The 23,587-nt window shown below is 67.5% G+C and carries 24 protein-coding genes; 12 read left to right on the top strand and 12 right to left on the bottom strand.

Annotated features, from left to right (window positions below):
• The first annotated feature begins 241 nt into the window (after positions 1–241).
• The gene (locus HV783_RS06370; RefSeq protein ID WP_054500406.1) at positions 242–1,132 is read left to right on the top strand and encodes a LysR family transcriptional regulator; all 891 of its coding nucleotides are present in this window, start codon (positions 242–244) and stop codon (positions 1,130–1,132) included.
• Positions 1,133–1,169: 37 nt separating this feature from the next.
• Here the strand turns inward: HV783_RS06370 and HV783_RS06365 are convergent, their stop codons facing one another.
• From HV783_RS06365 to purT, 8 genes are all read right to left on the bottom strand, one after another.
• Positions 1,170–1,721 carry an adenine phosphoribosyltransferase gene (locus tag HV783_RS06365; protein WP_006391794.1) on the bottom strand — a complete coding sequence of 184 codons (552 nt, stop codon included), beginning with the start codon at positions 1,719–1,721 and terminating at the stop codon, positions 1,170–1,172.
• Positions 1,722–1,775: 54 nt separating this feature from the next.
• Positions 1,776–3,473: a thiol reductant ABC exporter subunit CydC gene (cydC, locus tag HV783_RS06360; RefSeq protein WP_175166973.1), complete on the bottom strand. Its 1,698-nt coding sequence runs from the start codon at positions 3,471–3,473 to the stop codon at positions 1,776–1,778.
• Complete coding sequence (gene cydD, locus HV783_RS06355) at positions 3,470–5,215, bottom strand: thiol reductant ABC exporter subunit CydD (protein ID WP_175188828.1); 1,746 nt, start codon at positions 5,213–5,215, stop codon at positions 3,470–3,472. Before cydD ends, cydC begins: the two co-directional genes overlap by 4 nt.
• On the bottom strand, positions 5,212–5,337 hold the full coding sequence (cydX, locus tag HV783_RS06350) for a cytochrome bd-I oxidase subunit CydX (protein ID WP_054474887.1): 126 nt from the start codon (positions 5,335–5,337) through the stop codon (positions 5,212–5,214). The genes cydD and cydX overlap by 4 nt, the downstream gene beginning before the upstream one ends.
• A gap of 15 nt (positions 5,338–5,352) precedes the next feature.
• Positions 5,353–6,504 (bottom strand): cytochrome d ubiquinol oxidase subunit II, encoded by a 1,152-nt coding sequence (gene cydB / locus HV783_RS06345; protein WP_175188827.1) that lies wholly within the window; start codon positions 6,502–6,504, stop codon positions 5,353–5,355.
• Between the two features lie 13 nt (positions 6,505–6,517).
• Entirely contained in the window at positions 6,518–8,092 is a 1,575-nt protein-coding gene (locus HV783_RS06340) for a cytochrome ubiquinol oxidase subunit I (protein WP_175188826.1), read from the bottom strand.
• Positions 8,093–8,221: 129 nt separating this feature from the next.
• Entirely contained in the window at positions 8,222–8,767 is a 546-nt protein-coding gene (locus HV783_RS06335; RefSeq protein ID WP_049076860.1) for a GbsR/MarR family transcriptional regulator, read from the bottom strand.
• A gap of 279 nt (positions 8,768–9,046) precedes the next feature.
• On the bottom strand, positions 9,047–10,264 hold the full coding sequence (gene purT / locus HV783_RS06330) for a formate-dependent phosphoribosylglycinamide formyltransferase (RefSeq protein WP_175188825.1): 1,218 nt from the start codon (positions 10,262–10,264) through the stop codon (positions 9,047–9,049).
• Positions 10,265–10,368: 104 nt separating this feature from the next.
• On the opposite strand from purT, the gene HV783_RS06325 reads away from it, so the two are divergent.
• The 9 genes from HV783_RS06325 to HV783_RS06285 all read left to right on the top strand — a co-directional run bounded on the left by HV783_RS06325 (position 10,369) and on the right by HV783_RS06285 (position 17,906).
• Positions 10,369–11,358, top strand: coding sequence for a KpsF/GutQ family sugar-phosphate isomerase (locus HV783_RS06325; protein WP_054500400.1), 990 nt, complete (start codon positions 10,369–10,371; stop codon positions 11,356–11,358).
• Positions 11,355–11,963, top strand: coding sequence for a KdsC family phosphatase (locus HV783_RS06320; protein WP_081273411.1), 609 nt, complete (start codon positions 11,355–11,357; stop codon positions 11,961–11,963). The genes HV783_RS06325 and HV783_RS06320 overlap by 4 nt, the downstream gene beginning before the upstream one ends.
• A 27-nt stretch (positions 11,964–11,990) precedes the next feature.
• The gene (gene lptC / locus HV783_RS06315) at positions 11,991–12,623 is read left to right on the top strand and encodes an LPS export ABC transporter periplasmic protein LptC (protein WP_054500398.1); all 633 of its coding nucleotides are present in this window, start codon (positions 11,991–11,993) and stop codon (positions 12,621–12,623) included.
• Positions 12,620–13,261: a lipopolysaccharide transport periplasmic protein LptA gene (lptA, locus tag HV783_RS06310; RefSeq protein ID WP_175188824.1), complete on the top strand. Its 642-nt coding sequence runs from the start codon at positions 12,620–12,622 to the stop codon at positions 13,259–13,261. The genes lptC and lptA overlap by 4 nt, the downstream gene beginning before the upstream one ends.
• A 33-nt stretch (positions 13,262–13,294) precedes the next feature.
• On the top strand, positions 13,295–14,089 hold the full coding sequence (lptB, locus tag HV783_RS06305) for an LPS export ABC transporter ATP-binding protein (protein ID WP_049076872.1): 795 nt from the start codon (positions 13,295–13,297) through the stop codon (positions 14,087–14,089).
• A 220-nt stretch (positions 14,090–14,309) separates the two neighbouring features.
• Positions 14,310–14,645 (top strand): ribosome hibernation-promoting factor, HPF/YfiA family, encoded by a 336-nt coding sequence (hpf, locus tag HV783_RS06300; protein WP_006391806.1) that lies wholly within the window; start codon positions 14,310–14,312, stop codon positions 14,643–14,645.
• 378 nt (positions 14,646–15,023) lie between these two features.
• Positions 15,024–15,479: a PTS sugar transporter subunit IIA gene (locus HV783_RS06295; protein WP_006391807.1), complete on the top strand. Its 456-nt coding sequence runs from the start codon at positions 15,024–15,026 to the stop codon at positions 15,477–15,479.
• Between the two features lie 20 nt (positions 15,480–15,499).
• A complete protein-coding gene (gene hprK, locus HV783_RS06290) occupies positions 15,500–16,426 on the top strand; it encodes an HPr(Ser) kinase/phosphatase (RefSeq protein ID WP_006216298.1) in 927 nt (308 codons plus the stop codon).
• 22 nt (positions 16,427–16,448) lie between these two features.
• Positions 16,449–17,906 (top strand): aminotransferase-like domain-containing protein, encoded by a 1,458-nt coding sequence (locus HV783_RS06285; RefSeq protein ID WP_175188823.1) that lies wholly within the window; start codon positions 16,449–16,451, stop codon positions 17,904–17,906.
• Here HV783_RS06285 and HV783_RS06280 read toward each other — a convergent pair whose 3' ends face one another.
• On the bottom strand, positions 17,907–19,190 hold the full coding sequence (locus tag HV783_RS06280) for a c-type cytochrome (protein ID WP_054500395.1): 1,284 nt from the start codon (positions 19,188–19,190) through the stop codon (positions 17,907–17,909).
• Positions 19,191–19,201: 11 nt separating this feature from the next.
• Positions 19,202–19,957 (bottom strand): c-type cytochrome, encoded by a 756-nt coding sequence (locus HV783_RS06275; RefSeq protein ID WP_175188822.1) that lies wholly within the window; start codon positions 19,955–19,957, stop codon positions 19,202–19,204.
• Positions 19,958–20,156: 199 nt separating this feature from the next.
• On the opposite strand from HV783_RS06275, the gene rapZ reads away from it, so the two are divergent.
• Together rapZ and HV783_RS06265 are read left to right on the top strand one after the other, a co-directional pair.
• Positions 20,157–21,029: an RNase adapter RapZ gene (rapZ, locus tag HV783_RS06270; RefSeq protein ID WP_054501178.1), complete on the top strand. Its 873-nt coding sequence runs from the start codon at positions 20,157–20,159 to the stop codon at positions 21,027–21,029.
• A complete protein-coding gene (locus HV783_RS06265; protein WP_175188821.1) occupies positions 21,026–21,985 on the top strand; it encodes a septal ring lytic transglycosylase RlpA family protein in 960 nt (319 codons plus the stop codon). The genes rapZ and HV783_RS06265 overlap by 4 nt, the downstream gene beginning before the upstream one ends.
• 13 nt (positions 21,986–21,998) lie before the next feature.
• Here the strand turns inward: HV783_RS06265 and HV783_RS06260 are convergent, their stop codons facing one another.
• Both HV783_RS06260 and rsmI read right to left on the bottom strand, forming a co-directional pair.
• Positions 21,999–22,616, bottom strand: coding sequence for a methylated-DNA--[protein]-cysteine S-methyltransferase (locus tag HV783_RS06260; protein ID WP_054500393.1), 618 nt, complete (start codon positions 22,614–22,616; stop codon positions 21,999–22,001).
• Positions 22,617–22,619: 3 nt separating this feature from the next.
• Positions 22,620–23,549: a 16S rRNA (cytidine(1402)-2'-O)-methyltransferase gene (gene rsmI / locus HV783_RS06255; protein WP_064524011.1), complete on the bottom strand. Its 930-nt coding sequence runs from the start codon at positions 23,547–23,549 to the stop codon at positions 22,620–22,622.
• Positions 23,550–23,587: the final 38 nt, after the last annotated feature.

Raw genomic sequence — 23,587 nt, 5'->3', positions numbered from 1 at the left:
CGGGACAATTGCAAAGCGTATCCCCTCCGCACGACTCGGGCACCGTGCAACAACCGCTCGCGCCCTCTGCCGCAGGGCCAACCAGACATTCAGCGGCGCGCCAGCCCGGTAACGGAATGTGTGCGTCCCGTCCGGCGGAATAGTCGTTCATGGTGGCTAAATAGACATTTCCACTGGCGGGACAATATTTCCACTTATCATATGAACCTGCCAGAAATGGAATTTTGAGTTTGAGGGCACCATGGATATCCAGCTTAACGACATCGCGCTCTTCGTCGAGGTCGCCAAGCGCAAGAACTTCAGCCACGCCGCCGAAGCCTTGAATATTCCAACGTCCACGCTCTCGCGGCGCGTCAGTGAGCTGGAGCGCAGCGTCGGCATGCGCCTGCTGAATCGCAGCACCCGCAAAATCGACCTGACCGAGGCGGGCGCCATCTATTTCGAGCGTTGTCGGCACATAGTGGAAGAAGCCCGCATCGCCCACGACCAGTTGCTCGACATGGCGGTGCAACCCAAGGGCCGCCTGCGCATCTCGCTGCCCACCAGCCTGGCGCAACTGTTCCTGCCCGCCGTGATCCGCGAGTTCCGCGAACAGCACCCCGACATCGAATGTGATTTCGATCTGAGCATGCGGCCGATCGACCCGATCAGCAATCCCTTCGACCTGATTCTGCGTTTCGGGCAGCAGCCCGATTCCAGCCTCATTTCGCGCAAGATCGTGCTGATGGCGCACCAGTTGTATGCCTCGCCCGACTACCTGGCGCGCCATGGCGAGCCGCGGGTGCCGGCCGACCTGAGCCACCACGAATGCCTGCGCCCCACCATGCGCGACGAGTCATCCTTCTGGATGCTGCATTCGGGTGACAAGGTGGAGCGCGTGCAGGTGTCGGGCCGGCTGTCGGCCAACAATGTCGGCATGCTGGGACGCCTGGCCGGACAGGGCCTGGGCATCACGCCGCTGCTGGTGTTCGATGCGATGGAGCGAGCCATCAAGCAGACCGGTCTGGTGCGCGTGCTGCCCGACTGGAGCCTGACGCCCCTGCCCCTGTTCGCCCTGCTGCCATCGCGCATGCTGCCGGCCAAGACCAAGGCCTTCCTGGACTTCATCCAGCCACGGCTCTCGGACGCCTGAGGCGAATGGACGCCTGAATCGTCCGCCCGCGCCGGTCTCAGACCGACGCGCTATCGTATTGACAGACCGTGTAGAGCGGCGTGCCGGTGGCCGCGATCTTGGCCGAGCCGCCGAGTTCGGGCAGGTCGATGATGGCTGCCGCCTCGACCACGTTCGCGCCCAGGCGCTGCAGCAGCTTGATCGCCGCCAGCATCGTGCCGCCCGTGGCGATCAGGTCATCCACCAGCAGAACGCGCTGTCCGGTACGCACGGAATCGGTGTGCATCTCGACGGCCGCGTTGCCGTATTCGAGCGAGTATTCCTCGGCGACGGTGCGGTACGGCAGCTTGCCCTTCTTGCGCACCGGCACGAAACCCAGGTTGAGCTCATAGGCCAGCACGCTGCCAATGATGAAGCCGCGCGCGTCCACGCCGGCCACCAGATCCAGGCGCTGGCGCATGTAGCGGTAGACGAAAAGGTCGATCAGCACCCGGAACGCACGCGGGTCCTGCAACACCGGCGTGATGTCTCGAAAAATGACACCAGGTTGGGGCCAGTCAGGCACGCTGCGGATGGTGCGCCGGATGTACTCGGCGTTGTCGGTCTGCATGGAAGCTGGCCCTGGAGAATTGAAGCAAGGCGAACTATAACCGCGCAACCGTGCTTAAGCCAGGACCGCCACGGCTGATGACACCTCATGCAACTGTCCGCCGCGCAAAGTGCAACAGCGGTCGACGGCGCCGGGCGGCAGCACGGCATGCGTGGCCAGGATGACGGTGCGTCCCCCCACCGCGTGTTCCAGGTCGGCGAAGAACGCCGCCTCGGCGGCCGCGTCCAGACCCGCGGTCGGTTCGTCCAGCACGATGACATCGGCCGGCGACAACAACGCCCGCGCCAGGCACAGGCGCCGCGCCTGCCCGGCGGACAGCAGGGAACCGGTTTCGCCGGCCCAGGTATCCAGCCCATCAGGCAACCCGCGCACGAATTCCCCGAGGCGGGCGGCGTCCAGCGCGCGCCACAACTCGGCGTCGCCGGCCTGCGGGTCGCCGATCAGCAGATTGGTGCGCAAGGTGCCCAGGAATACCGGGGCGTCCTGCGACAGCAACGCGATGCGTCGATGCCAGTCCGCCTGCGCACAGGCGCGGGCATCGATGCCCGCGTAGCGCACCTGGCCGTCCAGCGGATCCTCCAGCCGCAGCAGCAGATGCAGCAGCGTGGACTTGCCCGCGCCGCTCTCGCCCAGGATGGCGACCCGTTCTCCCGGCTCGACCCGCAGTTGCAGGTGATGCAGCACAGGCAGGGGCGTCTCGCCGGCCCGCGCCGGATAGGCGAAGGACACATCGACCAGTTCCAGCGCGCCGCGCGTCGGCAGCGGGCTGGGCACGGCGGGATCGCACATGTCCGGCTCGCGCTGCGCCACGTCGCGGATGCGCGCGGCGGCCGACAGCGCCGACCCCATGCGCGAGGCGCCGCGCATGATCGGGCCGGCCACTTCGAAGATGCCGATTACGGCCAGCAACAGTCCCACCAGCAACGGCCCGTGCAATACGCCGGCTTCGTAACGCGCCAGGCCGAACCACAGCAGCGCCAGCACCGATAGCCCGGCCGCCGCCTGCAGGAACCATTGCCCCCGCGCCGCGACCCGGGCCTGGCTGCCGCGGGCACGCGCGCTGGCCTCGCACAATTGGTCGAAATGCGCCTGGGTCTGCGACTGCGCATGCAGCGCGACCATGTCGGCGTGACCATCGACCGCGTCGAGCACGGCAGCACGCAGTCCGGCCGCGCTCTCCTGCGCGGCTACGCCAGGCTTGCGCGCGGCGCGCAGCAGCCACAGCGGCACCAGGACACAGACCGCCAGCAGCGCCAGCGCGAACACCAGGGCCGCCGCCGGCACCCAATAACCCAGCACGGCGGTCAACGCCGCGCCGGCCAGGATGGCCGTCGCCAGCGGCGCCAACACGAACAGGAACACGGTGTCGAGCGCATCGACGTCGCCTGTCATGCGCGCCACCAGGTCGCCACTGCGGTAACGCGCCAACTGGCGCGGCGTCAGGCGGATCAGCGCCGTGAAGACTGCCGCGCGCAGGTCGGCCAGCAGGCGCAGCGTGGCGGCATGCCCGACCACCCGGTCGGCATAACGCGACACGATGCGCAGGAACGACAGGCCGCGCACCAGCGCGGACGGCGCGAACAGATTGAAGGCGCCGCCCGCGCCGGCCAGCGCGGCGCCGGTCAGGAACCAGCCGGACACGCCCAGCAGGCCGACGCCCGCGGCCACCGTCGCCAGCGCGCAGAACAGCGCGAGCAACAAACCCGCCTTGCGGCGCGCATATAGCGGCAGGAGCAACAACAGGTTCTTCATACGTCTTTCACTTTTGCATCGGCGAGGCGCAGCACCCGCGCGAAACGCGCCGCGACCGCGGGCGAATGGGTAGCGAGCAGCAGCGTGCGGCCAGCGGCGAATGCCAGGATCTCGTCCAGCACTCGCGCCTGCGTGGCCTCGTCCAGGTGTGCCGTGGGCTCGTCCAGCAGGATCAACCCGGGATCGCGCAGGAACAGGCGCGCCAGCGCAACGCGTTGCGCCTGGCCGCCCGACAGGCCATGACCGCGGCTGCCCAGCGGCGTATCCAGCCCTTGCGGCAGCCCGGCGGCGAATTCGAGCACACAGGCGCGGCGAGCCGCATCACGCACCATCGCGTCGGTGGCATCTGGGCGTCCCAACCGGATGTTGTCCGCGATCGACCCCGCCAGCAGTTGCGGCCTCTGCCCGATCAGCGCCACGCGCGCGCGCAGATCGGCCTCACCCCACTGGTCCAGCGGCACGCCATCGAGGCGAATGTCGCCGTCGCCCCGGCGCAGGCGCGCGATGGCCTCGATCAGCGTGGACTTGCCGATACCGCTCGGCCCCATCAAGGCCGCGTGCTCGCCCGGGGCCAGCGCCAACGCCGCCGCGGACAGCACCGGCAAGGGCCGCCCGGGCGCCGTCATGGTCAGCCCCGCCACCGTCAGGCCGGCGGCGCCCGATACCGGCGCCATCGGCCCATCCTGGCGCGATTCGACGGCTTCCCCCTGCGGCAGCCCATCGAACAGCGTGGCGATCTGCGACACCGCGGCCAGCGCCGTGGCGCGGTCGTGGTAGTGCGCGGCAAACTGGCGCAAGGGCGCGTAGACCTCGGGCGCCATCAGCAGACAGAACAGGCCGGCCTGCAGCGTGAACGGCGACCAGCGCAGGTCGAGGAACCCCAGGTAGCTCAGGCCGATGTAGACGGCCACGCCCGCCACGCCCAGCGCGGCGAAGAATTCCAGCACCGCCGACGACAGGAAGGCGATCCGCAGCACGGACATGGTGCGCTGGCGCAGCGCATCGCTGGCGGCGGCGACGGAAGCCGCCTCGGCTTCGGCGCGGCCATACAGCTTCAGGGTGGACAGGCCGCGCAGGCGGTCGGCGAAGAATCCCGACAGCCGCGCGAAAGCCCGCAGATGACGCCGGCTGGCGCCTTGCGCGCCCCAGCCGACCAGCGCCATGAACAGCGGAATCAGCGGCGCGGTGATCAACAGCACCAGCCCCGCGATCACATCCACCGGCAGCAACAGGACCGCAAACGCCACCGGCAGCAGCGCCGCCGCGGCCATGGCCGGCAGATACTTGGAGAAGAATCCGTCGAGCGCCTCGACCTGGTCCACCAGCGCGCTGGCGATCTCGCCCGAGGCCTGCCGGCGGCTCCAGTCAGGTCCTTTGCGCAGCAGGCGCGCGAACAGCGCCTGGCGCACGTGACGCTTGATACGCTCGGCGGCATCGGCCCCGGCGCGCTCGCCCGCCCAGGTGATGCAGGCGCGCGCCAGCATCAGCGCGGCGATGGCCAGGATCTGGCCGAGCAGTTCCAGGCGCGGCGCCTGCCGCACGATGGCGGCATCCAGCACGCTGGCCAGCAGCCAGGCCTGAACCACCAGCAACGCGCCGGACACCAGCGGCGCCGCGCCCGCCAGGATGAGCGGCAGCCGGGCCGCCCCGGCCAGCGCCATCAGCCAGCGCGATTGCTCGCGCGGCGGCTTGCGCAGGGTGGCCGAGGGGTCATGCTCGAGGCTGCTGGCGCGGCCGCTCACTCGTCGTTACGGCTGGCGCGCGGGTCATGCGAGTGACCTTCGCGCAGCTCGAACCACATTGCGTTGAGGATGGCGAACGCACACGCCAATCCCAGGCCGAGTACCCATGAGAAATACCACATGGTGAAGGCTCCTTGTCAGTACGAATTGGGCGTGTCGCCCACGGATGCATGCGTTACCTTGCCGCGCATGACGCGATACACCCAGGCGGTGTAGAGCGTCACGATCGGCAGGAACACCACCACCGCGATCACCATGATCCACAGCGTCATGTGGCTGGACGAGGCGTCCCAGACCGTCAGGCCGGCTTTTGGGTTGGTCGACGACGGCATCAGGAACGGAAACAGCGAGAAGCCGACCGTCAGGATGACGCCGCTGATCGAAACGGCCGAGGCCAGGAACGACAACACGTTGGCGCGCAACGTCAGCAACAGCAGCACCAGCACGGCGCCCGCCACGCCCAGCGCGGGCGCGATCCACATCAGCGGCCACTTGGCGTAGTTGGCCATCCAGGCGCCGGCCTGCACCGCGACCGTCTTGAGCATCGGATCCGAAGGACCTTGCATGTCCACCGCGCTGGTGATGGCATGGCCGCTGAGCGACTTCACCCAGAAGCCCCCGGCGACGAACAACACCAGCGTCAGCAACGCGCACAGGCGGCCCCAGTTGCGGGCTCGCGACGACACGGGGTCCTCGGTGCGCCAGGCCAGCAGCACCGCGCCGTGCATCGCCAGCATCACCACGCTCAGCACGCCGCACAGCAGCGCGAACGGCGTGAACAGTTGGTAGAAGTGACCCTGGTACACCATGCGCAGCGCGTTTTCGTCGAAGGTGAACGGCACGCCCAGGATGATGTTGCCCACGGCCACGCCGAACACCAGCGAGGCCACCACGCCCGAGAAGCAGAGCACGCCGTCCCAGCTATTGCGCCAGCGGGTGCCTTCCATCTTGCTGCGGTACTTGAAGCCGACGGGACGCAGGATCAGCGCGATCAGCGCCAGCATCATCGCCAGGTAGAAGCCCGAGAACGAGGCGGCATACAACAGCGGCCACGCGGCGAAGATGGCGCCGCCCGCGGTGATCAGCCACACCTGGTTGCCTTCCCACACGGGGCCGACCACGTTGATCACCACGCGGCGTTCGGCATCGGTCTTGGCGACCACCGGCAGCAGCGCCGCCACGCCCAGGTCGAAGCCGTCCATCACGGCGAAGCCGATCAGCAGCGCGCCCAGCAGCACCCACCAGATCACCCGCAAGGTGGCGTAGTCGAAAGGAATAAGGGTATCCATTGTTTCTCTCCCCTTAGGCGCGCACGGCGGCGTGGACGGGATCGGCGGCGGCGCTGACCGGGACCGGCGCGTCGGATTTCGGGCCCTTGCGCACGGCGTGCAGCATGACCTTCACACCGATGATCAGCAGCACGGTGTACAGCACCAGGAAGATCGTCAGGCTGATGGCCAGGTCGGCGATCGTGAGGCCGGACGCCGCGTAATACGTGGGCAGCACGCCTTCGATCACCCATGGCTGGCGGCCGTACTCGGCCACGAACCAGCCGCTCTCGATGGCGATCCAGGGCATGGGCAGGCTCCACAGCGCCACCTTCAGCAGGCCGCGGCGGCTGTCGAGGCGACCGCGCGAGGCCAGCCAGAATGCCACGCCGAAGAACAGGATCAGGTACATGCCCACGGCCACCATGATGCGGAACGCCCAGAACAGCGGCGCCACGTTCGGCACGGTATCCACCGCGGCCTTCTTGATGTCCTCTTCGGTGACCTTGCTCATGTCGGTCTGGTAGCGTTTGACCAGCAACGCGTAGCCGAGATCGGGCCAGGTGCGGTCGAACACCATGCGGGCGTCGACGTCCTTGGGATTGGCACGGATCTTCTGCAGGGCGTCGTACGCCACCATGCCGTCGCGGATGCGATTCTCGGCGCGCAGGATCAGGTCGTTGATGCCCAGCAGCGGGGTCGTCAGCGAGCGCGTGCCGATGAGGCCCATGACGTAGGGAATCTCGATGGCGAAGTCGTTCTTGCGTTCGGCCTGGTTGGGCAGCGCGATCAGGTTGAAGGACGCGGGCGCGGGCTCGGTGTGCCACATGGATTCCATGGCCGCGATCTTCATCTTCTGGTGTTCGGTGGTGAGATAACCGCTCTCGTCACCCAGCACGACGACCGACAGCGCCGAGGCCAGGCCGAAGCTGGCGGCGACCGCCATCGAGCGCTTGGCCAGGTCGGTGTGGCGGCCCTTGAGCAGGTACCAGGCGCTGATCGACATGACGAACATGGCGCCCGCCACGTAGCCCGCGCTGACCGTGTGCACGAACTTGGCCTGGGCCACCGGGTTGAAGATCACCGCGGCGAAGTCGGTCATTTCCATGCGCATGGTGTCGGGGTTGAACACCGCGCCCACCGGGTTCTGCATCCAGCCGTTGGCGATCAGGATCCAGAGCGCCGAGAAGTTGGTGCCGAATGCCACCAGCCAGGTCACCACCAGGTGGCTGACCTTGGACATGCGGTTCCAGCCGAAGAAGAACAGGCCGACGAAGGTGGCTTCCAGGAAGAAGGCCATCAGCCCTTCCAGCGCCAGCGGCGCGCCGAAGATGTCGCCCACGTAGTGGCTGTAGTACGACCAGTTCATGCCGAACTGGAACTCCATGACCACGCCCGTGGCCACGCCCAGCGCGAAGTTGATGCCGAACAGGGTGCCCCAGAACATGGTCATCCGCTTCCAGATGGGGCGGCCAGTCATGACGTACACGCTTTCCATGATGGCCAGGATGAACGACAGGCCGAGCGTGAGGGGGACGAAGAGGAAGTGGTACAGCGCGGTCGCGGCAAACTGGAATCGCGACAGGTTGACGACGTCGAGATCAATCATTGGGGCGCTCCCATGCAGGTGAGTAGCCACAGCAACCGGCATGGTTCCCAGGCCGTCTCTGGCGCCATGATAAGGGCGTTGTATACAGCTTCATAGAGGTTTCCTGAAAAAATCGGGGCGGATCAGCGATCAGCCTTTGCCCCGCAACTTGCCGGCGAAGCCCAGCACTTTCTGCACTTTCGAACCCAGCTTCATCAGGTTCTGCAGAGTCTCCGGCGGCAGACGTTGAACCTCATCGAACCACCCGGTGGACAGTTCGATGAGCTCCAGCATTTCGGTCATGCGTTGCTGCGCGTAGGCACCGTCCGGTCCCGTGGGGGGCTCCAGCAGGGTGTCTCGCAGCAGGGTGAGGGTGGGATCGATTTCGCGCTTGCGCTTCTCTTCCATCAGGATGCGGAAGATCTCCCAGACATCCTTGGGCGTCTCGAAGTAGTCGCGGCGGTCGCCGACCTGGTGCACCAGCTTCACCAGGCGCCAGGACTGCAGCTCCTTCAGGCCCAGGCTGACGTTCGAACGGGAAAAGCCCAGCGTTTCGGCGATGTCGTCGGCATGCAGGGGCTGGGGCGCCAGGAACAGCAAGGCGTAGATCTGGCCGACGGTGCGGTTCACGCCCCAACGGCTGCCCATTTCGCCGAAGTGCAGGACGAAACGTTCGTTTTGAGGGGTGAGCACCATGATCCATCCAGGCCAGCAAATGCGGTGACGGCATACATAAATAGTTACGCCGTTTTCAGAAATTCCTGAAATTATCGAACAAACTGTGCGAAAACACAAACCACACCGATGACAGGGGTATAGCCGCAAGGGATGACAATTCTGTCGTTCCGCCCCCGAAATCAGTCGCAATCTGTGGTGGACGCGCCACGAAAAAAAGCCACCCGCCGGTTGGCGGGTGGCTGCGAATCAAGGGGAAATCCAGGGCGCCGCCCCCGGCGCGCCGGGCGGATGGGCGGGTCAGCCGGCCTTGACGGTGACGGCGGCCGACACGCGCTTGGCCTTGGCGCGCGCGGCGGCCACATCCTCGGCGATCGCCAGGCCCACGCCCATGCGGCGCTTGACGAAGGACTCGGGCTTGCCAAACAGGCGGATGTCGGTGCCCGGCTCTGCCAGCGCCTGCGCCACGTTGTGGAACGACACGGCCTTGGCCTCGACGCCGCCATAGATGACGCTGCTCGCGCCAGGCTGGCGCAGCGAGGTGTCCACCGGCAGGCCGAGCAGGGCGCGGGCGTGCAGTTCGAATTCGTTCTGCGCCTGGGTAATCATGGTGACCATGCCAGTGTCGTGCGGGCGCGGGCTCACTTCCGAGAACCACACCTGGTCGCCGGCCACGAACAGTTCGACGCCGAAAATTCCAAGGCCGCCCAGCTCGGCCGTCACGGCAAGGGCGATCTCGCGGGCACGCTCCAGCGCCGCGGGCGACATGGGATGGGGTTGCCAGCTCTCGACGTAGTCGCCGTCGACCTGCTTGTGGCCGATCGGCTCGCAGTAGCGGGTCTCGACCTGGCCGTCGGCGCCGCGGGCGCGCACGGTCAGCAGCGTGATTTCGTAATCGAAGCGGATGAAGCCCTCGACGATGGCGCGGCCGCCGCCCACCCGGCCGCCCTCCTGGGCGTAGCGCCAGGCGGCGCCCAGGTCCTCGGCGCCCTTGATCACGGACTGGCCCTTGCCCGACGAGGACATGACCGGCTTGATGACGCAGGGATAGCCGATGCCACCGTCGATGGCCCGGCGCAATTCGTCTTCCGTATCGACGAAGGCGTAGGGCGAGGTGGGCAGGCCCAGGGTCTCGGCCGCCAGGCGGCGGATGCCCTCGCGGTTCATGGTCAGTTGCGCCGCCCGGGCGGTCGGGGTGACCCGCGCCACGCCGGCCGCTTCCAGATCCACCAGCAAATTGGTGGCAATGGCCTCGATTTCGGGGACAATAACGTGCGGTTGCTCTTGCCGGATGATTTTTTCCAGGGCTACAGGGTCCGTCATCGACACCACATGGGCGCGATGCGCCACTTGGTGGCCCGGCGCGTCGGCATACCGGTCCACCGCGATGACTTCCACGCCCAGCCGCTGTAGAGCGATGATGACCTCTTTGCCCAACTCGCCCGAGCCGAGCAGCATGACTCGGGTGGCCAGGGGGGACAGGGGCGTGCCAAGGACGGGGCTGGGAATGCTGGACATGAGCGGGCCTGGAAAGGAAAGATTGATAGCCGGATAAAAGAGTCGCCAGGATGCCATACCCCCCTCCCAGGGGCAAACCCGCAACCTGATATTAAAATCCCCTGATGACCGATCATCCCACCACAACGTCCGAGACCGCGCTGGCATCTGCGCGCAGGACGCTGCAAATCGAAAGCCAGGGCATCCTGGACCTGTCCGCGCGGCTGGACGACAGCTTCGCGCGGGTCGTCGCCATGCTGCTGGCCTGCCGTGGGCGCGTGGTCGTCAGCGGCATCGGCAAGACCGGCCACATCGCCCGCAAGATCGCCGCCACCTTCGCCTCCACCGGCACGCCCGCCTTCTTCGTGCACGCCGCCGAAGCGGTGCACGGCGACCTGGGCATGATCACCCGCGACGACGTCCTGATCGCCATTTCGTATTCCGGGTCGGGCCAGGAGCTGCTCACCATCCTGCCGGTGGTGCGCCGCATGGGCGCCAGCCTGGTGGCCATTACCGGCAATCCGCAGTCCGAGCTGGCGCGGCTCGCCGACGTCCACCTGGACGCCAGCGTGTCCCAGGAAGCCTGCCCGCTGAATCTGGCGCCGACCGCCAGCACCACCACGGCCCTGGCCCTGGGCGATGCGCTGGCCGTGGCCTGTCTGGAGGCGCGCGGGTTCGGGCCCCAGGATTTCGCCCGCTCGCATCCGGGCGGCGCGCTCGGCCGGCGCCTGCTGACCCACGTGCGCAACGTCATGCGCCAGGGCGACGCCCTGCCCGTCGTGGCGCAGGGCACGCCGGTCTCGCAGGCGCTCGAAGTCATGTCGGCCAAGGGCATGGGCATGACCGTGGTGAGCGATGCGCAGCACCGCCCGGTCGGCATCTTCACCGACGGCGACCTGCGCCGCCTGATCGCACGCTACGGCGACATCCGCAGCCTGAACGTCGAAGCCGGCATGACGCGCTCGCCGCGCAGCATCAACCCGGACGCGCTGGCCGTCGAGGCCGCGCGCCAGATGGACGAACTGCGGCTCAATCACATGCTGGTGCTGGACGCCGATGGCGCCCTGCTCGGCGCCTTGCACATGCACGACCTGATGGCCGCCAAAGTGGTATGACTATGACTCTCCCCCCTTCGATCACCCACCCCGCCGAAGCCCTGGTCCTGGCCCGTATCGCGCCAGCGGTGCGCGAACGCGCCGCCGCCGTGCGCCTGATGGTCTTCGACGTGGACGGCGTGCTGACCGACGGCGGCCTGTATTACGGCGAGACCGGCGAAGTCCAGAAGCGCTTCAACGCCCTGGATGGCCATGGCCTGCGCCTGCTGATGGAAGGCGGCCTGAAGGTGGCGCTGATGACCGGCCGCTCCGGCCCGATCGTGGCGCGCCGCGCCGCCGAGCTGGGAATTTCCGAGATCATGCAGGGCGTGCGCGACAAAGGCGCCGCGCTGGCCGAACTTGCGCAGCGCAGCGCGGTCCAACTGAACCAGACCGGCTACATGGGCGATGACATCATCGACCTGCCGGCCATGCAACGCGCCGGCTTCGCCGCCAGCGTGCCGAATGCGCCGGGCTACGTCAGCCAGGCGGCCCACTGGATCGCAACGCAAGCGGGCGGCAACGGCGCGGTGCGCGAATGTTGCGACCTGCTGCTGGCCTCCCAGGGCCGGCTGGGCGGATTCCTGGCGGCGCCGGGACTGCTCGGTCCTGGCGCCATCCAGTAAGCGCCCCTATCACGCCCCGCAGACCTGATGAAAGATCGTTTCCCTTCCCTGATCGCGCTGTTCCTGCTGCTGGTGCTCGTCGCCAGCACGTACTGGGCCGCCGACTACGCGCAGCGGGCCATCCAGACGGACCCGCCGCGCCGCGTCACGCACGAAATGGACGCCTGGTCGCGTAATTTCGTGATGCTGCGCACCGACCCCACCGGGCGTCCCATCAATCGGCTCGAGGGCGATTACGCCGAACATTTCCCGGACGACGATTCGTATCACATCACCCAGCCGCGCGCCATCGGCCAGCGCGAAGCCAGCCCGATCACCGTGGGCGTGTCCAAGACGGCCGTCATGGAACAGGGCGGCAAGCGCATCGTCATGAACGGCGACGCGCACGTGCACCGCCAGCCGGACGCCAACAACGACGTCCTGGACGTGCGCAGCCAGCAACTGATCCTGCTGCCGGACGACGACGTGGTCTACACCGACCTGCCCGCGGAAGTCATCAAGGGCCGCTCGCGCATGAACGGCAAGGGCATGCACTACAACAACAAGACACGCCAATTGCAGGTATCGGCGTCCACCGACGTGGAAATCGCCGGCACGGAAAACAAATCGCGCCGCCCGGCCGAGACGCCTGCCAACACCACTGACCCGAAGAAACCATGACCGACTTCCGGATTCGCATTGCCCCCACCACGCGCCTGCTGGGCGCGATGCTGCTGATGGCATCGGCGGTAGCGCCGGCGGCGGCCGACCCCAAGCCGGCCGCCGCCGGCGCGAGCAAGACCGCGCCCGCCGAGGAACCCACCACCACGATCCTGTCGGACACGCTGCACTACGACGACGTGAAGAAACAAAGCGTGTTCACCGGCAACGTCAACATGACGCGTGGCCTGATGACGCTCACCTCCGACAACCTGGAAATGCGCGAGGACGCCGCTGGCAACCAGTACGGCACCGCCACCGCGAACAAGGGCAAGGTCGTCACCATCCGCCAGGAACGTCCCGAGACCTTCGAACTGATCGAGGGCAAGGGCCTGCGCGCCGAATACGACGGCACCAAGAGCACCTTCGACCTGATCGGCCAGGCGGTGGTGGTGCGCTATGTCTGCGGCAAACCGTTTGACACGATTCGCGGCGACCGGGTGCGCTACAACGAGAAAAGCGGCACCTACGAAGCCCAGGGCGGCCCGAACTCCTCGGCGGCTGGCGGCCGGGTCCGTTCCGTGGCCGAGCCGCGCGCCAAGTCGGACGCCGCGGTGGCCGAGTGCCGCAAGCAGCAGGAATCGAAGAAGGGGCGCTGACAGCGCCTCCCATGTCACCCATACGCAGCCACGATGAACCAACCTTCAGTGCAGACTCCCGTGACCTCCGCCCCTTCGGGCGTCAAGCAGGGCAGCCTGCGCGCAACCGGCTTGCGCAAGACCTACAACGGCCGCACCGTGGTGCAGGACGTGTCCCTGTCCGTCTCCAGCGGCGAAGTGGTGGGCCTGCTTGGCCCCAACGGCGCCGGCAAGACCACCAGCTTCTACATGATCGTGGGCCTGGTGCCGGCCGACGCCGGCCGTATCGAGATCGACGGCTCGGTCATCACCGCGATGCCGATCCACAAGCGCGCGCGCATGGGACTGTCGTACCTGCCCCAGGACGCCTCGGTGTTCCGCCGCCTGACGGTCGAGCAGAACATCCGCGCGGTGCTCGAACTGCAGATCGGGCCGGACGGCCGCACGCTGTCCACGCCCAAGATCAATGAACAGATGGAACTGCTGCTCGAAGAGCTGCAGATCGGCCACATCCGCAGCAACGCCGCCATTTCGCTGTCGGGCGGCGAGCGCCGCCGCGTCGAAATCGCGCGCGCGCTGGCCACCAGTCCGCGCTTCATCCTGCTGGACGAGCCGTTCGCCGGCGTGGACCCGATCGCCGTGATCGAGATCCAGCGCATCGTGCGCTTCCTGAAGGGTCGCGGCATCGGCGTGCTGATCACCGACCACAACGTGCGCGAAACGCTGGGCATCTGCGACCGCGCCTACATCATCAGCGAAGGCAAGGTGCTGACCGACGGTCACCCCGACGAAATCGTCGGCGATCCGGCCGTTCGCCGCGTCTACCTGGGCGAACACTTCCGCATGTAACACCTCCATTGGGGAAAATCCCAGGGTCCGTGACGGCCCCTGGGGCACGCCCCTGGGCGGGCGCAATGAAAATGCCATGGACTTGCGTTAGGTCAGCTTGTTTTATCGGCCCGAGTCTATACACTAGTATCAAACGAACCCCTCAAACAAGGAGAACGCCTAACGACCCCACCGCGCCTTCCGCGCACCATTTTTTCCTCTTTTAGAAGGAGAGCACACTATGAACCTGAGCATCTGCGGTCGTCACCTCGACGTCACCCCGGCCATCCGGGAATATGTCATGAACAAACTGGCGCGAGTGCTGCGGCATTTCGATCACGTCATCGATACCCAGGTCATGCTCTCAGTAGAGCCCCTGCGGCACAGAGCCGAAATCACCATGCGTCTTAGTGGCAAGGACATTCATTGTGAAGCAACCGATGAAAACCTCTACGCCGCGATCGACCTTCTTGCTGACAAAGTCGACCGTCAGGTCATCAAGCACAAGGACAAGGTGCGAAGTCACACTGCAGAGTCCGTGAAGCGGCAAGCGGCGAACCTTTCGCCAACCCAGTAATACCGCGCTTCATGATTCGCTCGCCGTGCGAGCCAAGCTAAACAGCGATTCCTGAATCCTGCCTAAGTCCCGGTGTCCCGCTAGACGTCCCGTCCAGCCGGGGCATCGGCAAACTCCCCCCGCCTTCTTTGTCCCCCATTCTCCGGCACAGGCCGGCGAACGTCACTCCCTCCCCTGAAAACCCGATCAAGGCATCCACGCCATACCGTGCTGGTATACCCACCTGCGCACGAAGAATGCCCACAACCCGGCGCTATCGGTCTATGCTGTCGCTCTCGTGCCGAGACCGGCGGCCTGATCCAGGAGGGTGCGGACCGCGGCGCGAGCGCCTCCCACCGGAGTTTTTTGCAGTGCGTCATATAACCCTATAATGACCTGATGAATCATTTGTCGCGCATCCTTCCCGCCGGCAACGTCGTCCTCGATATGCTCGCCACGAGCAAGAAGCGCGCGTTCGAACAGGCTGGCCTCCTCTTTGAAAACAACCACGGCTTGGCACGCGCGCTCGTGTTCGACAGCCTGTTTGCGCGGGAGCGTCTGGGCTCGACCGCGCTCGGCCAGGGCGTCGCCGTGCCGCACGGCCGCGTGAAGGGACTGGAGCAGGCGCTTGCCGCCTTCATCCGCCTGGCGCAGCCCATCACGTTCGACGCTCCCGACGGACAGCCCGTATCGATGCTGCTCTGTCTGCTGGTGCCCGAAACCGCCACGCAGCAGCACCTGGATATCCTGGCGGAACTGGCGCAGCTCATGTCCAACAAGGCGCTGCGCGAAGCGCTGGCCACCGAGACCGATCCGGCCGTCGTCCACAAGATGCTCACCACCGGCCAACTCTGACCCCTCGCGGAAACGCTGCCATGCTCACGGTGCAGGAACTCGTCGACGACAACGCCGACAAAATCCCCTTCAACTGGATTTCCGGCCAAGGGGCCGCGGACCGCGCGATTCCCGATGACGGCATGGCGGCCGCCGACCTGGTGGGCCACCTGAACCTGATCCACCCGTCGCGCATCCAGGTGTTCGGCCAGGAAGAGCTGGCGTACTACACCCGCTTCGACCTGCGCCGCCGCATGCATCACATGGACGAGCTGCTGATCGGCGGCGTGCCCGCCATCCTGCTGGCCGACGGCCTGACGCCGCCGCAGGACCTGGTGGACCAGTGCGACCAGCACCAGGTGCCTTTGCTGTCCACTCCGGTGGCGGCCGCGCAGTTGATCGACCTGCTGCGCATCTACCTGGGCAAGAAACTCGCGCCCACCACCACCGTGCACGGCGTGTTCCTGGACGTGCTGGGCCTGGGCGTCCTGATCACCGGCGAATCCGGCCTGGGCAAGAGCGAACTGGCGCTGGAACTGATCTCGCGCGGCCACGGGCTGGTGGCCGACGACGCGGTCGAATTCTCGCGCACCGCGCCCAACATGATCGAAGGCCACTGCCCGCAACTGCTGCAGAACCTGCTGGAAGTGCGCGGCCTGGGCCTGCTCGACATCCGCACCATCTTCGGCGAGACCTCGGTGCGTCGCAAGATGCGCCTGAAGCTGATCGTGCACCTGGTGCGCGCCACCGCGCAGGACAAGTTCGAACGCCTGCCGCTGCAGGACATCACCCAGGACATGCTGGGCCTGCCGGTGCGCAAGGTCATGCTGCAGGTGGCAGCCGGCCGCAACCTGGCGGTGCTGGTCGAAGCCGCGGTGCGCAACACCATCCTCAAGCTTCGCGGCATCGACACCCTGGGCGAATTCATGGAACGCCAGGCCATGGCGATCCTGCAAAGCAGCAAGTAAACGCGCGTTACCGCGCGGAACCGTGAGCCTGTACGAGAAACTCGCCAACGAGATCGCCAGGTCGATCCGCGACGGCGTGCTGCGCGTGGGCGACAAACTGCCGTCGGTGCGCGAGGCCTGCGCCAGCCGCGGCGTCAGTCCGTCGACGGTATTCCAGGCCTACTACCTGCTGGAAGCGCGCGGTCTGATCCGCGCCCGTCCCCGTTCCGGCTACTACGTCAACGCGCGCGGCGACTGCCTGCCCCCAGAACCCGACACTTCCTGTCCCGACGGCGAATCGACCGAACTCGCGATCAGCGAGCGCATCTTCGACATCCTGGACTCGGTGCGCAACCGCGATGTCACCCCGCTGGGTTCGGCCTTCCCTTCCCCTCTGCTGTTCCCGCTGCCGCGGCTGGCCCAGGCCATGTCGGCACATCTCAAGCGCCAGGACCCGCTGGACACGATGGAAGACCTGTCGCCCGGCAATCCCGGCCTGCGCCGACAGATCGCGCTGCGTTACCTGATCGCCGGCATCAACGTGCCGGCCAGCGATATCGTCGTCACCAACGGCGCGCTGGAAGCGCTCAACCTCTGCCTGCAGGCGGTGACGCGGCCGGGCGACACGGTCATTGTCGAGGCCCCCACCTTCTACGGGGCGCTGCAGGCGCTGGAACGCCACGGCCTGAAGGCGCTGGAACGCCACGGCCTGAAGGCGCTGGAAGTGCCCACGCATCCGCGCACCGGCGTCGACCTGGGCGCGATTGAAACCGCGATCCAGCGCCACGCGCCCACGGCCTGCTGGCTGATGACGCAGTTCCAGAATCCGCTGGGCAGCCTGATGCCCGAAGAAAAGAAACGGCAACTGGTGGAACTGCTTGCGCGCCACCAGATCCCGCTGATCGAGGACGACGTCTACGGCGAGCTGTATTTCGGCGCGACGCGGCCGGTGCCCGCCAAGGCCTTCGACAAGCAGGGGCTGGTGCTGCACTGCTCGTCGTTCTCAAAATGCCTGGCGCCGGGCTACCGCATCGGCTGGGCCAGCGCTGGACGCTACGCGCAACGCGTGCAGCGCCTGAAGCTGTCGTCCACGCTGTCGGCGTCGAGTCCGGCGCAGGGCGCCATCGCCGAATACCTGGAACAAGGCGGCTACGACCGCCACCTGCGCCGCCTGCGCGAAACGCTGCAGGCGCAGCAGGACCTGATGGCCAATGCGATCGCGCGCGAGTTTCCCGCGGGCACTCGCGTGACCCGGCCGCAAGGCGGCTTTTTCCTTTGGCTGGAAATGCCGGCGGCGGTCGATGCGCTGGCGCTGCACCGGCAGGCGTTGGCGCGCGGCATCAGCGTGGCACCCGGCCCGATCTTCTCGGCGAGCGGCCAGTTCGGCAATGCGCTGCGGCTGAACTACGGCCACCCGTGGGACGACGCCAAGGCCGATGCCATCCGCTCCCTGGGAGAGATGGCGCGCGCGGCCTGCCAACTGGCCGCGCGACCGTCCTGATCAGTTGCGGGTCGAGGCGGCGCGGGCGCGCTTGACCTCGAGGGGCGTCACGCCGCCGGCCTCGTTGCCCCAGCTATTGCGGATGTAGGACACCAGCATCGCGACGTCGTTGTCGTTGAGCAGTTGGCCGAAGGGCGGCATGCCATGCGGCCGCGGATTGGCCGCGGTGGCGGGCGCGAAGCCGCCGTCCAGCACGATGCGGATCGCATTGACGGGCGACGGCGCGGTCACCGTCGGATTGCCGGCCAGCGCGGGCCAGGCGCCCGCGCTGCCTTCGCCTTGCGGTTGGTGGCATTGCGCGCATTGCTGGCGGTAGATCTTGCCGCCCAGCTCCATGGCCGCCGGGGAAACCGGCACGGCGGGCCGCGATGAGGCCACGGGCGTGGCCGGCAACGACTTGAGATACACGCCCATTGCGAGCGCATCTTCCTCGGTCAGGTGCTGGGTGCTGCCCAGCACCACCTCGGCCATCGGACCGCTGGCGCTGGAGTGCGCCGCCATGCCGGTGCGCAGCAACGCCGCGATGTCTTCGGCCGACCAGCGCCCCAGGCCCGCCTGCGGATCATTGGTCAGCGGCGGCGCGTACCAGTCCAGCATCGGGATAAGGCCGCCGGCCAGGCCATCGGCCGCGCGCGTCGCGCCCAGGCTGTTGCGCGGCGCGTGGCAGGCGGCGCAATGGCCCAGGCCTTCGACCAGGTAGCGGCCGCGGTTCCACTGCGTCGACTGGCCGGGATCGGCTTCCTGCACGCCCGGCCGGAAATACAGGGCGCGCCAGGCGGCCAGCAGCAGGCGTTGGTCATACGGGAAATCGAGATCCGGCGCGCGGCTGGGTTGGCTCACCGGCGTGATCGTGCGCAGATAGGCGAACAGCGCATCGGCGTCGGCTCGCGTCACGCGGGTGTACTCGGTGTACGGAAAGGCTGGATACAGCAACGTGCCGTCACGCGACTTGCCGTTATGCAGCGCCTGCCAGAAATCGTCCGCGCTCCAGGCGCCGATGCCGGTCTTCTCGTCCGGCGTGATGTTGGGACCGTAGATCGTGCCGAACGGGGTCGGAATGGGCGTGCCGCCCGCATAGGCCTGGCCGCCACGCGCGGTGTGGCAGGCCATGCAATTGCCGGCCAGCGCCAGATAACGTCCGCGTTCGAGGCGCTGCTGCGGATCGGCGGGCGCCGCGGCAGCGCCGGTGCTGGCGTCGTCGCGCGTGCCGAGCCAGTAGAGGGCGCCCACCGCGATCACGGCCAGCGCCAGCAGGGTGCCAAGGATTCGCTTCATCAGTTTCATCCGGCAATCCTTCAACGTTGCGCCTGGCTGCCACACTCGGCAGGCAACCGCAGAGCCCCGGCGGGCTCGGGCGCATAGGTGTCGGCCACCGGCTGCGACGACAGCCATGCCGCCAGCGCGCCGATGTCTTCAGGCGTGAGCTTGCCGGCGATATCCGCCATGCAGTCCGGCGCGTCGGCGCGGCGCAGGCCGTTCTTCCAACTGCCGATCTGCGAGCCGACGTAATCGCGCGGCAGGCCCAGCAGGCCGGGGATGGCCGGCAGCGCCCCGCCCAGTGAGGCGCCATGACAGGCGGCACAGGCCGGCAGGCCGCGGGCGGCGTCGCCCGACAGCGCCAGCTTGCGGCCGGCCTCGAGCGTGGCGGCCGACACTTCCGCGCGCACCGGCGGCGGATACGGCACATGCTGTGCCGAGAAATAGGCGGCCATTTCGTGCAAGTAGGCGTCGGGCAGGCCCGCCAGCAGGTGCGCCATGGGGCGGTACTGGCGCCGGTCGTCGCGGAAGTTCAGCAACTGGTGGTAGAGGTATTCCTGCGGCTTGCCGGCCAGGCGCGGGTAGTAACCGTCGGCGCCGGCGCGGCCCTGTTCGCCATGACAGGCCGTACAGGCCGCCACCCGCGCCGCCATAGTGCCCGGCTGCAGCACCTGGGGGGTGTCCTGGGCCAGCGCGGGCGCTGCCGAAAAGGCAACAACGACGGCGGCCAGAAGGCGGGATTTTGCCCAAAACCGCGGCAGTGAAACACTACGAAAGGAAATGAGGGCTAACATCTAGGGCCAGTTAACACTAAGTCGAATTCCAACCCCGAAGGCGCATGGCGGCGGGGCGCGTAGATGAATCGGTCGTGTGCGGGTGCCCAAGCTTACGCCAGGGCCCGCGCGGCAGTACAGGCGCAGATTCGCAGTTTACGGCCATATCAGATGCCAACCCGCCGGCATCCTCCTGGAAAAGCGTGCCACAATCATGTCCATGTTGAAAGTCGTCCTCGTTACCGGCATCTCAGGCTCAGGCAAGTCCGTTGCCCTGCGCATGCTCGAGGACGCCAGCTACACCTGCGTCGACAACCTGCCCGTGCGGTTCCTGACCGAGTTCGTGGCCAATGCCCGCGACGATGGCCTGGAGCGCGTCGCGGTCGCCATCGACGTGCGCTCGCCCGGCGAGCTGGCCGAACTGCCCGACGTGGTCACCGCGCTGCGCGCCATGGGCACCAGCCTGCGCGTGGTGTTCCTGGACGCCAGCACTGACACCCTGGTGCAGCGCTATTCCGAATCCCGCCGCCGCCATCCGCTGACCGACCGCCTGCAACGCGGCGGCACCGCGCCGTCGCTGACCGACTGCATCGCGCTCGAGCGCGAACTGCTGGCGCCACTGCGCGAGCAGGAACATGTCATCGACACCTCGGAGCTCACGCCGGGCCAACTGCGCGCCTGGATCCGCGACCTGATCCAGGCCGACCGCGCGCCGCTGGTGCTGACCTTCGAATCGTTCGCGTACAAGCGCGGCGTGCCGCGCGACGCCGACCTGGTGTTCGACGTGCGCTGCCTGCCCAACCCCTATTACGACCGTAACCTGCGTCCGCTGACCGGCCGCGACGAACCCGTCGCCGCCTGGTTGGCAGGTTATGAACAAGTGGGGCTGATGATCGACGACATCGCCGGCTTCCTGAACCGCTGGCTGCCCCAGTACACGCAAGACACCCGCAATTACCTCACCGTCGCCATCGGCTGCACCGGTGGCCAGCACCGTTCGGTCTACGTGGTCGAACAACTGGCCAAGCGCTTTGCCGACCACGACCCGCTGCTGGTGCGCCATCGCACCCAACTGCCCGACGAATCCGCATGATCCTGTCCCGACCGCTCCATATCCTGATGATGCTGTTGCTGGCCATTGCCGTGGCCGGCTGCTCTTCCACCGGGGGACGTAAAAAGGGCGGCGGGTACTACAAGGACGACGGCCCGGACGCCAATCCGCCGTCCAACCTGGACCAGGTGCCGGACGCGGTGCCGCGCATCGAACCTTACGCCAGCGGCGCCAATCGTCCGTACGTGGTGTTCGGCCAGCGCTATGTGCCGGATACCACCGGCCAGCCCTACAAGCGCCAGGGCATCGCCTCGTGGTACGGCAAGAAATTCCACGGCAACTCGACCTCGATCGGCGAGCCCTATGACATGTACGCCATGACCGCAGCCCACACCACGCTGCCGATTCCCAGCTACGCGCGGGTCACCAGCCTGGTCAACGGCAAGACCATCATCGTGCGGGTCAACGACCGCGGGCCGTTCCACAGCGACCGCATCATGGACCTGTCGTACGTGGCGGCCTACAAGCTGGGCATCATCGGGCCGGGCAGCGGCCAGGTGGTGGTGGAAAGCATCCAGCAGGACGAGATCCGCCGCTGGGCCTCGCAAGGGCCCGCCCCCGAGCCCGCCTCGGCGACCAGCTCGACGCCGGTGGCCACGCCCGTGGCGGCCGCCCCCGTGGCGCTCGAGCCGCAACCGCTGGCGCAGCAACCGGCGCCCGCGCCGGGCAGCGCGCCGGTGCGGCAACCGGCGGCTGGCGGCATCGGCAATGTCTATCTGCAGGTGGGCGCGTTCAGCCAGCCGGCCAACGCGCAGTCGCTGGTCAGCCGCATCAACACCCAACTGGGCGCGGCAGGCGCGCCACCGGCGGCCGTGGAGCAATCGAACAACCTGTACCGGGTCAAGATCGGCCCCTATCCGGATCGCCAGAGCGCCCTGAACGCGGTGCAACTGGTGTCGGACCGCATCGGCATCACGCCCAGCATCGCCGCGCAATAACGCGGCCCGTCGCCTACGGCCCCGGCGGCCAGTCGAACGAGGGCTGCTCGAACGGCAGTTGCGCCTGACCGTCACAGACCCGTCGCGCGCGCGCATTGCGGCTCAGGTACTCGCTGCCTTCGTGCTTGAGCAGCGCCTGCTTGCGTGGCAGGCCGCCGCCGAAACCGGTCAGCGAGGTATCCGCGCCGATGATGCGATGACACGGAATGATGATGATGACGGGATTGCGACCCACCGCCCCGCCGATGGCCTGGGCGCCCTTGGGCCGGCCGACGATGCGCGCCAGTTCGCCGTAGCTGGCGAGCTGGCCGAAATCCAGTTTGCACAAGGCGCGCCAGACTTCATGCTGGAACGGCGTGCCGACCGGATCCAGCGCCACCTCGAACTCGCGGCGCCGGCCGGCGAACCATTCGTCCAGCTCGCGCCGCGCCTGTTCCAGAATGGGATCGGCTTCGTCGCGGGTCCAGCCTTCGGCGGACGGCAGCAGGGTCTGGTCAGTGAACCAGGCGCCCCGCAGCCCCTTGGCGCTGGCGACCAGTCGCATTTCGCCCAGCGGCGTGGGGATGTCACGGTAGACGATCGGCTCCGCCGCTTCGCCGGGACGCTTGCGGGTCTCTGCGGTGTAGATCATGGCTTACGGATTCTTGCGGGCCAGGGCCCGGTTGTACAGGACGTCGCGCGACAGGCCGGTGACCTTGGCGGCGATTTTCGAGGCGTCGCGCACCGACAGGGTTTCGAGCAGCGCATCCAGCAAGGCATCGGCGCGCGGGTCGGCGTCTTCATCGGCCTGCTGGCCGGCCTGGGCATGCGCGATCAGCACGAACTCGCCCTGCTCGCGGTGCGCATCGGCCGCCAGCCAGGCGGCGGCCTCGCCCAGCGGAAACGTGGCGATCTCCTCGAAGCGCTTGGTCAGTTCGCGCGCCACGGTCAGCAGGCGGGCGGGACCGCAGACCTCCAGCAGGTCGGCCAGCGTCGCGGCCAGCCGATGCGGCGATTCGAACATCACCACCGGCGCCGGCAGTGCGCACCAGGTTCGCAGCCAGCGCTGGCGCGCGGTGGCCTTGGACGGCGGAAAGCCGGCGAAGGCGTAGGCGGGATTCTCGTCGGTGGTGACGCCGCTGCCCATCAGCGCGGCGATCACGGCGCTGGGGCCGGGCACCGGCACCACCGCGAAACCGGCCTCGCGCACGGCGCGCACCACGCGCGCGCCGGGATCGCTGACCGCCGGCGCGCCGGCATCCGACACCAGCGCCACGCGCTGACCCTGGGCCAGGCGTTCACAGATGGCCTGCGCCGCCGCGGCCTCGTTGTGCCGGTGGGCCGCCATCAGCGGCGTGCTGACGCCCCAGGCGTCCAGCAGCGTGCGGCTGGCGCGGGTGTCTTCGGCCGCGATCACGTCGGCGCGTTGCAACGCATGCCAGGCGCGCAGCCCCAGGTCGCCCAGATTGCCGATCGGTGTGGCCACCACATACAGCGTCGAGGCGGGCCAATGCTGTCCGGCCACGCGTTCAGCGACGCGGGCCCAGGCGTCGCCGGCCACCGGGGATGAGACATTTTGATTCATTGCTGCCTACTCACGCGGAAAACCATGTCAGTGTAGCC

This window comes from Achromobacter dolens (assembly GCF_902859745.1).
GTDB lineage: Bacteria > Pseudomonadota > Gammaproteobacteria > Burkholderiales > Burkholderiaceae_B > Achromobacter > Achromobacter dolens.
Note: the sequence above shows the minus strand (reverse complement) of the source record. Positions and strands in the feature narration are given on the sequence as shown.

Excerpts from the sequence above, each read along its gene's own strand:
- purT (WP_175188825.1), bottom strand. The coding sequence starts at position 10,264 with ATGTCCAGCATTCCCAGCCCCGTCCTTGGCACGCCCCTGTCCCCCCTG.
- cydC (WP_175166973.1), bottom strand. The coding sequence starts at position 3,473 with ATGAAGAACCTGTTGTTGCTCCTGCCGCTATATGCGCGCCGCAAGGCG.
- HV783_RS06280 (WP_054500395.1), bottom strand. The coding sequence starts at position 19,190 with ATGAAACTGATGAAGCGAATCCTTGGCACCCTGCTGGCGCTGGCCGTG.
- cydX (WP_054474887.1), bottom strand. The coding sequence starts at position 5,337 with ATGTGGTATTTCTCATGGGTACTCGGCCTGGGATTGGCGTGTGCGTTC.
- lptB (WP_049076872.1), top strand. The coding sequence starts at position 13,295 with ATGAACCAACCTTCAGTGCAGACTCCCGTGACCTCCGCCCCTTCGGGC.
- HV783_RS06325 (WP_054500400.1), top strand. The coding sequence starts at position 10,369 with ATGACCGATCATCCCACCACAACGTCCGAGACCGCGCTGGCATCTGCG.
- lptA (WP_175188824.1), top strand. The coding sequence starts at position 12,620 with ATGACCGACTTCCGGATTCGCATTGCCCCCACCACGCGCCTGCTGGGC.
- HV783_RS06275 (WP_175188822.1), bottom strand. The coding sequence starts at position 19,957 with ATGTTAGCCCTCATTTCCTTTCGTAGTGTTTCACTGCCGCGGTTTTGG.
- HV783_RS06260 (WP_054500393.1), bottom strand. The coding sequence starts at position 22,616 with ATGATCTACACCGCAGAGACCCGCAAGCGTCCCGGCGAAGCGGCGGAG.
- HV783_RS06335 (WP_049076860.1), bottom strand. The coding sequence starts at position 8,767 with ATGGTGCTCACCCCTCAAAACGAACGTTTCGTCCTGCACTTCGGCGAA.
- HV783_RS06365 (WP_006391794.1), bottom strand. The coding sequence starts at position 1,721 with ATGCAGACCGACAACGCCGAGTACATCCGGCGCACCATCCGCAGCGTG.
- HV783_RS06295 (WP_006391807.1), top strand. The coding sequence starts at position 15,024 with ATGAATCATTTGTCGCGCATCCTTCCCGCCGGCAACGTCGTCCTCGAT.
- rsmI (WP_064524011.1), bottom strand. The coding sequence starts at position 23,549 with ATGAATCAAAATGTCTCATCCCCGGTGGCCGGCGACGCCTGGGCCCGC.
- HV783_RS06340 (WP_175188826.1), bottom strand. The coding sequence starts at position 8,092 with ATGATTGATCTCGACGTCGTCAACCTGTCGCGATTCCAGTTTGCCGCG.
- rapZ (WP_054501178.1), top strand. The coding sequence starts at position 20,157 with ATGTTGAAAGTCGTCCTCGTTACCGGCATCTCAGGCTCAGGCAAGTCC.
- cydB (WP_175188827.1), bottom strand. The coding sequence starts at position 6,504 with ATGGATACCCTTATTCCTTTCGACTACGCCACCTTGCGGGTGATCTGG.
- hpf (WP_006391806.1), top strand. The coding sequence starts at position 14,310 with ATGAACCTGAGCATCTGCGGTCGTCACCTCGACGTCACCCCGGCCATC.
- HV783_RS06370 (WP_054500406.1), top strand. The coding sequence starts at position 242 with ATGGATATCCAGCTTAACGACATCGCGCTCTTCGTCGAGGTCGCCAAG.
- HV783_RS06320 (WP_081273411.1), top strand. The coding sequence starts at position 11,355 with ATGACTATGACTCTCCCCCCTTCGATCACCCACCCCGCCGAAGCCCTG.
- HV783_RS06265 (WP_175188821.1), top strand. The coding sequence starts at position 21,026 with ATGATCCTGTCCCGACCGCTCCATATCCTGATGATGCTGTTGCTGGCC.
- hprK (WP_006216298.1), top strand. The coding sequence starts at position 15,500 with ATGCTCACGGTGCAGGAACTCGTCGACGACAACGCCGACAAAATCCCC.
- lptC (WP_054500398.1), top strand. The coding sequence starts at position 11,991 with ATGAAAGATCGTTTCCCTTCCCTGATCGCGCTGTTCCTGCTGCTGGTG.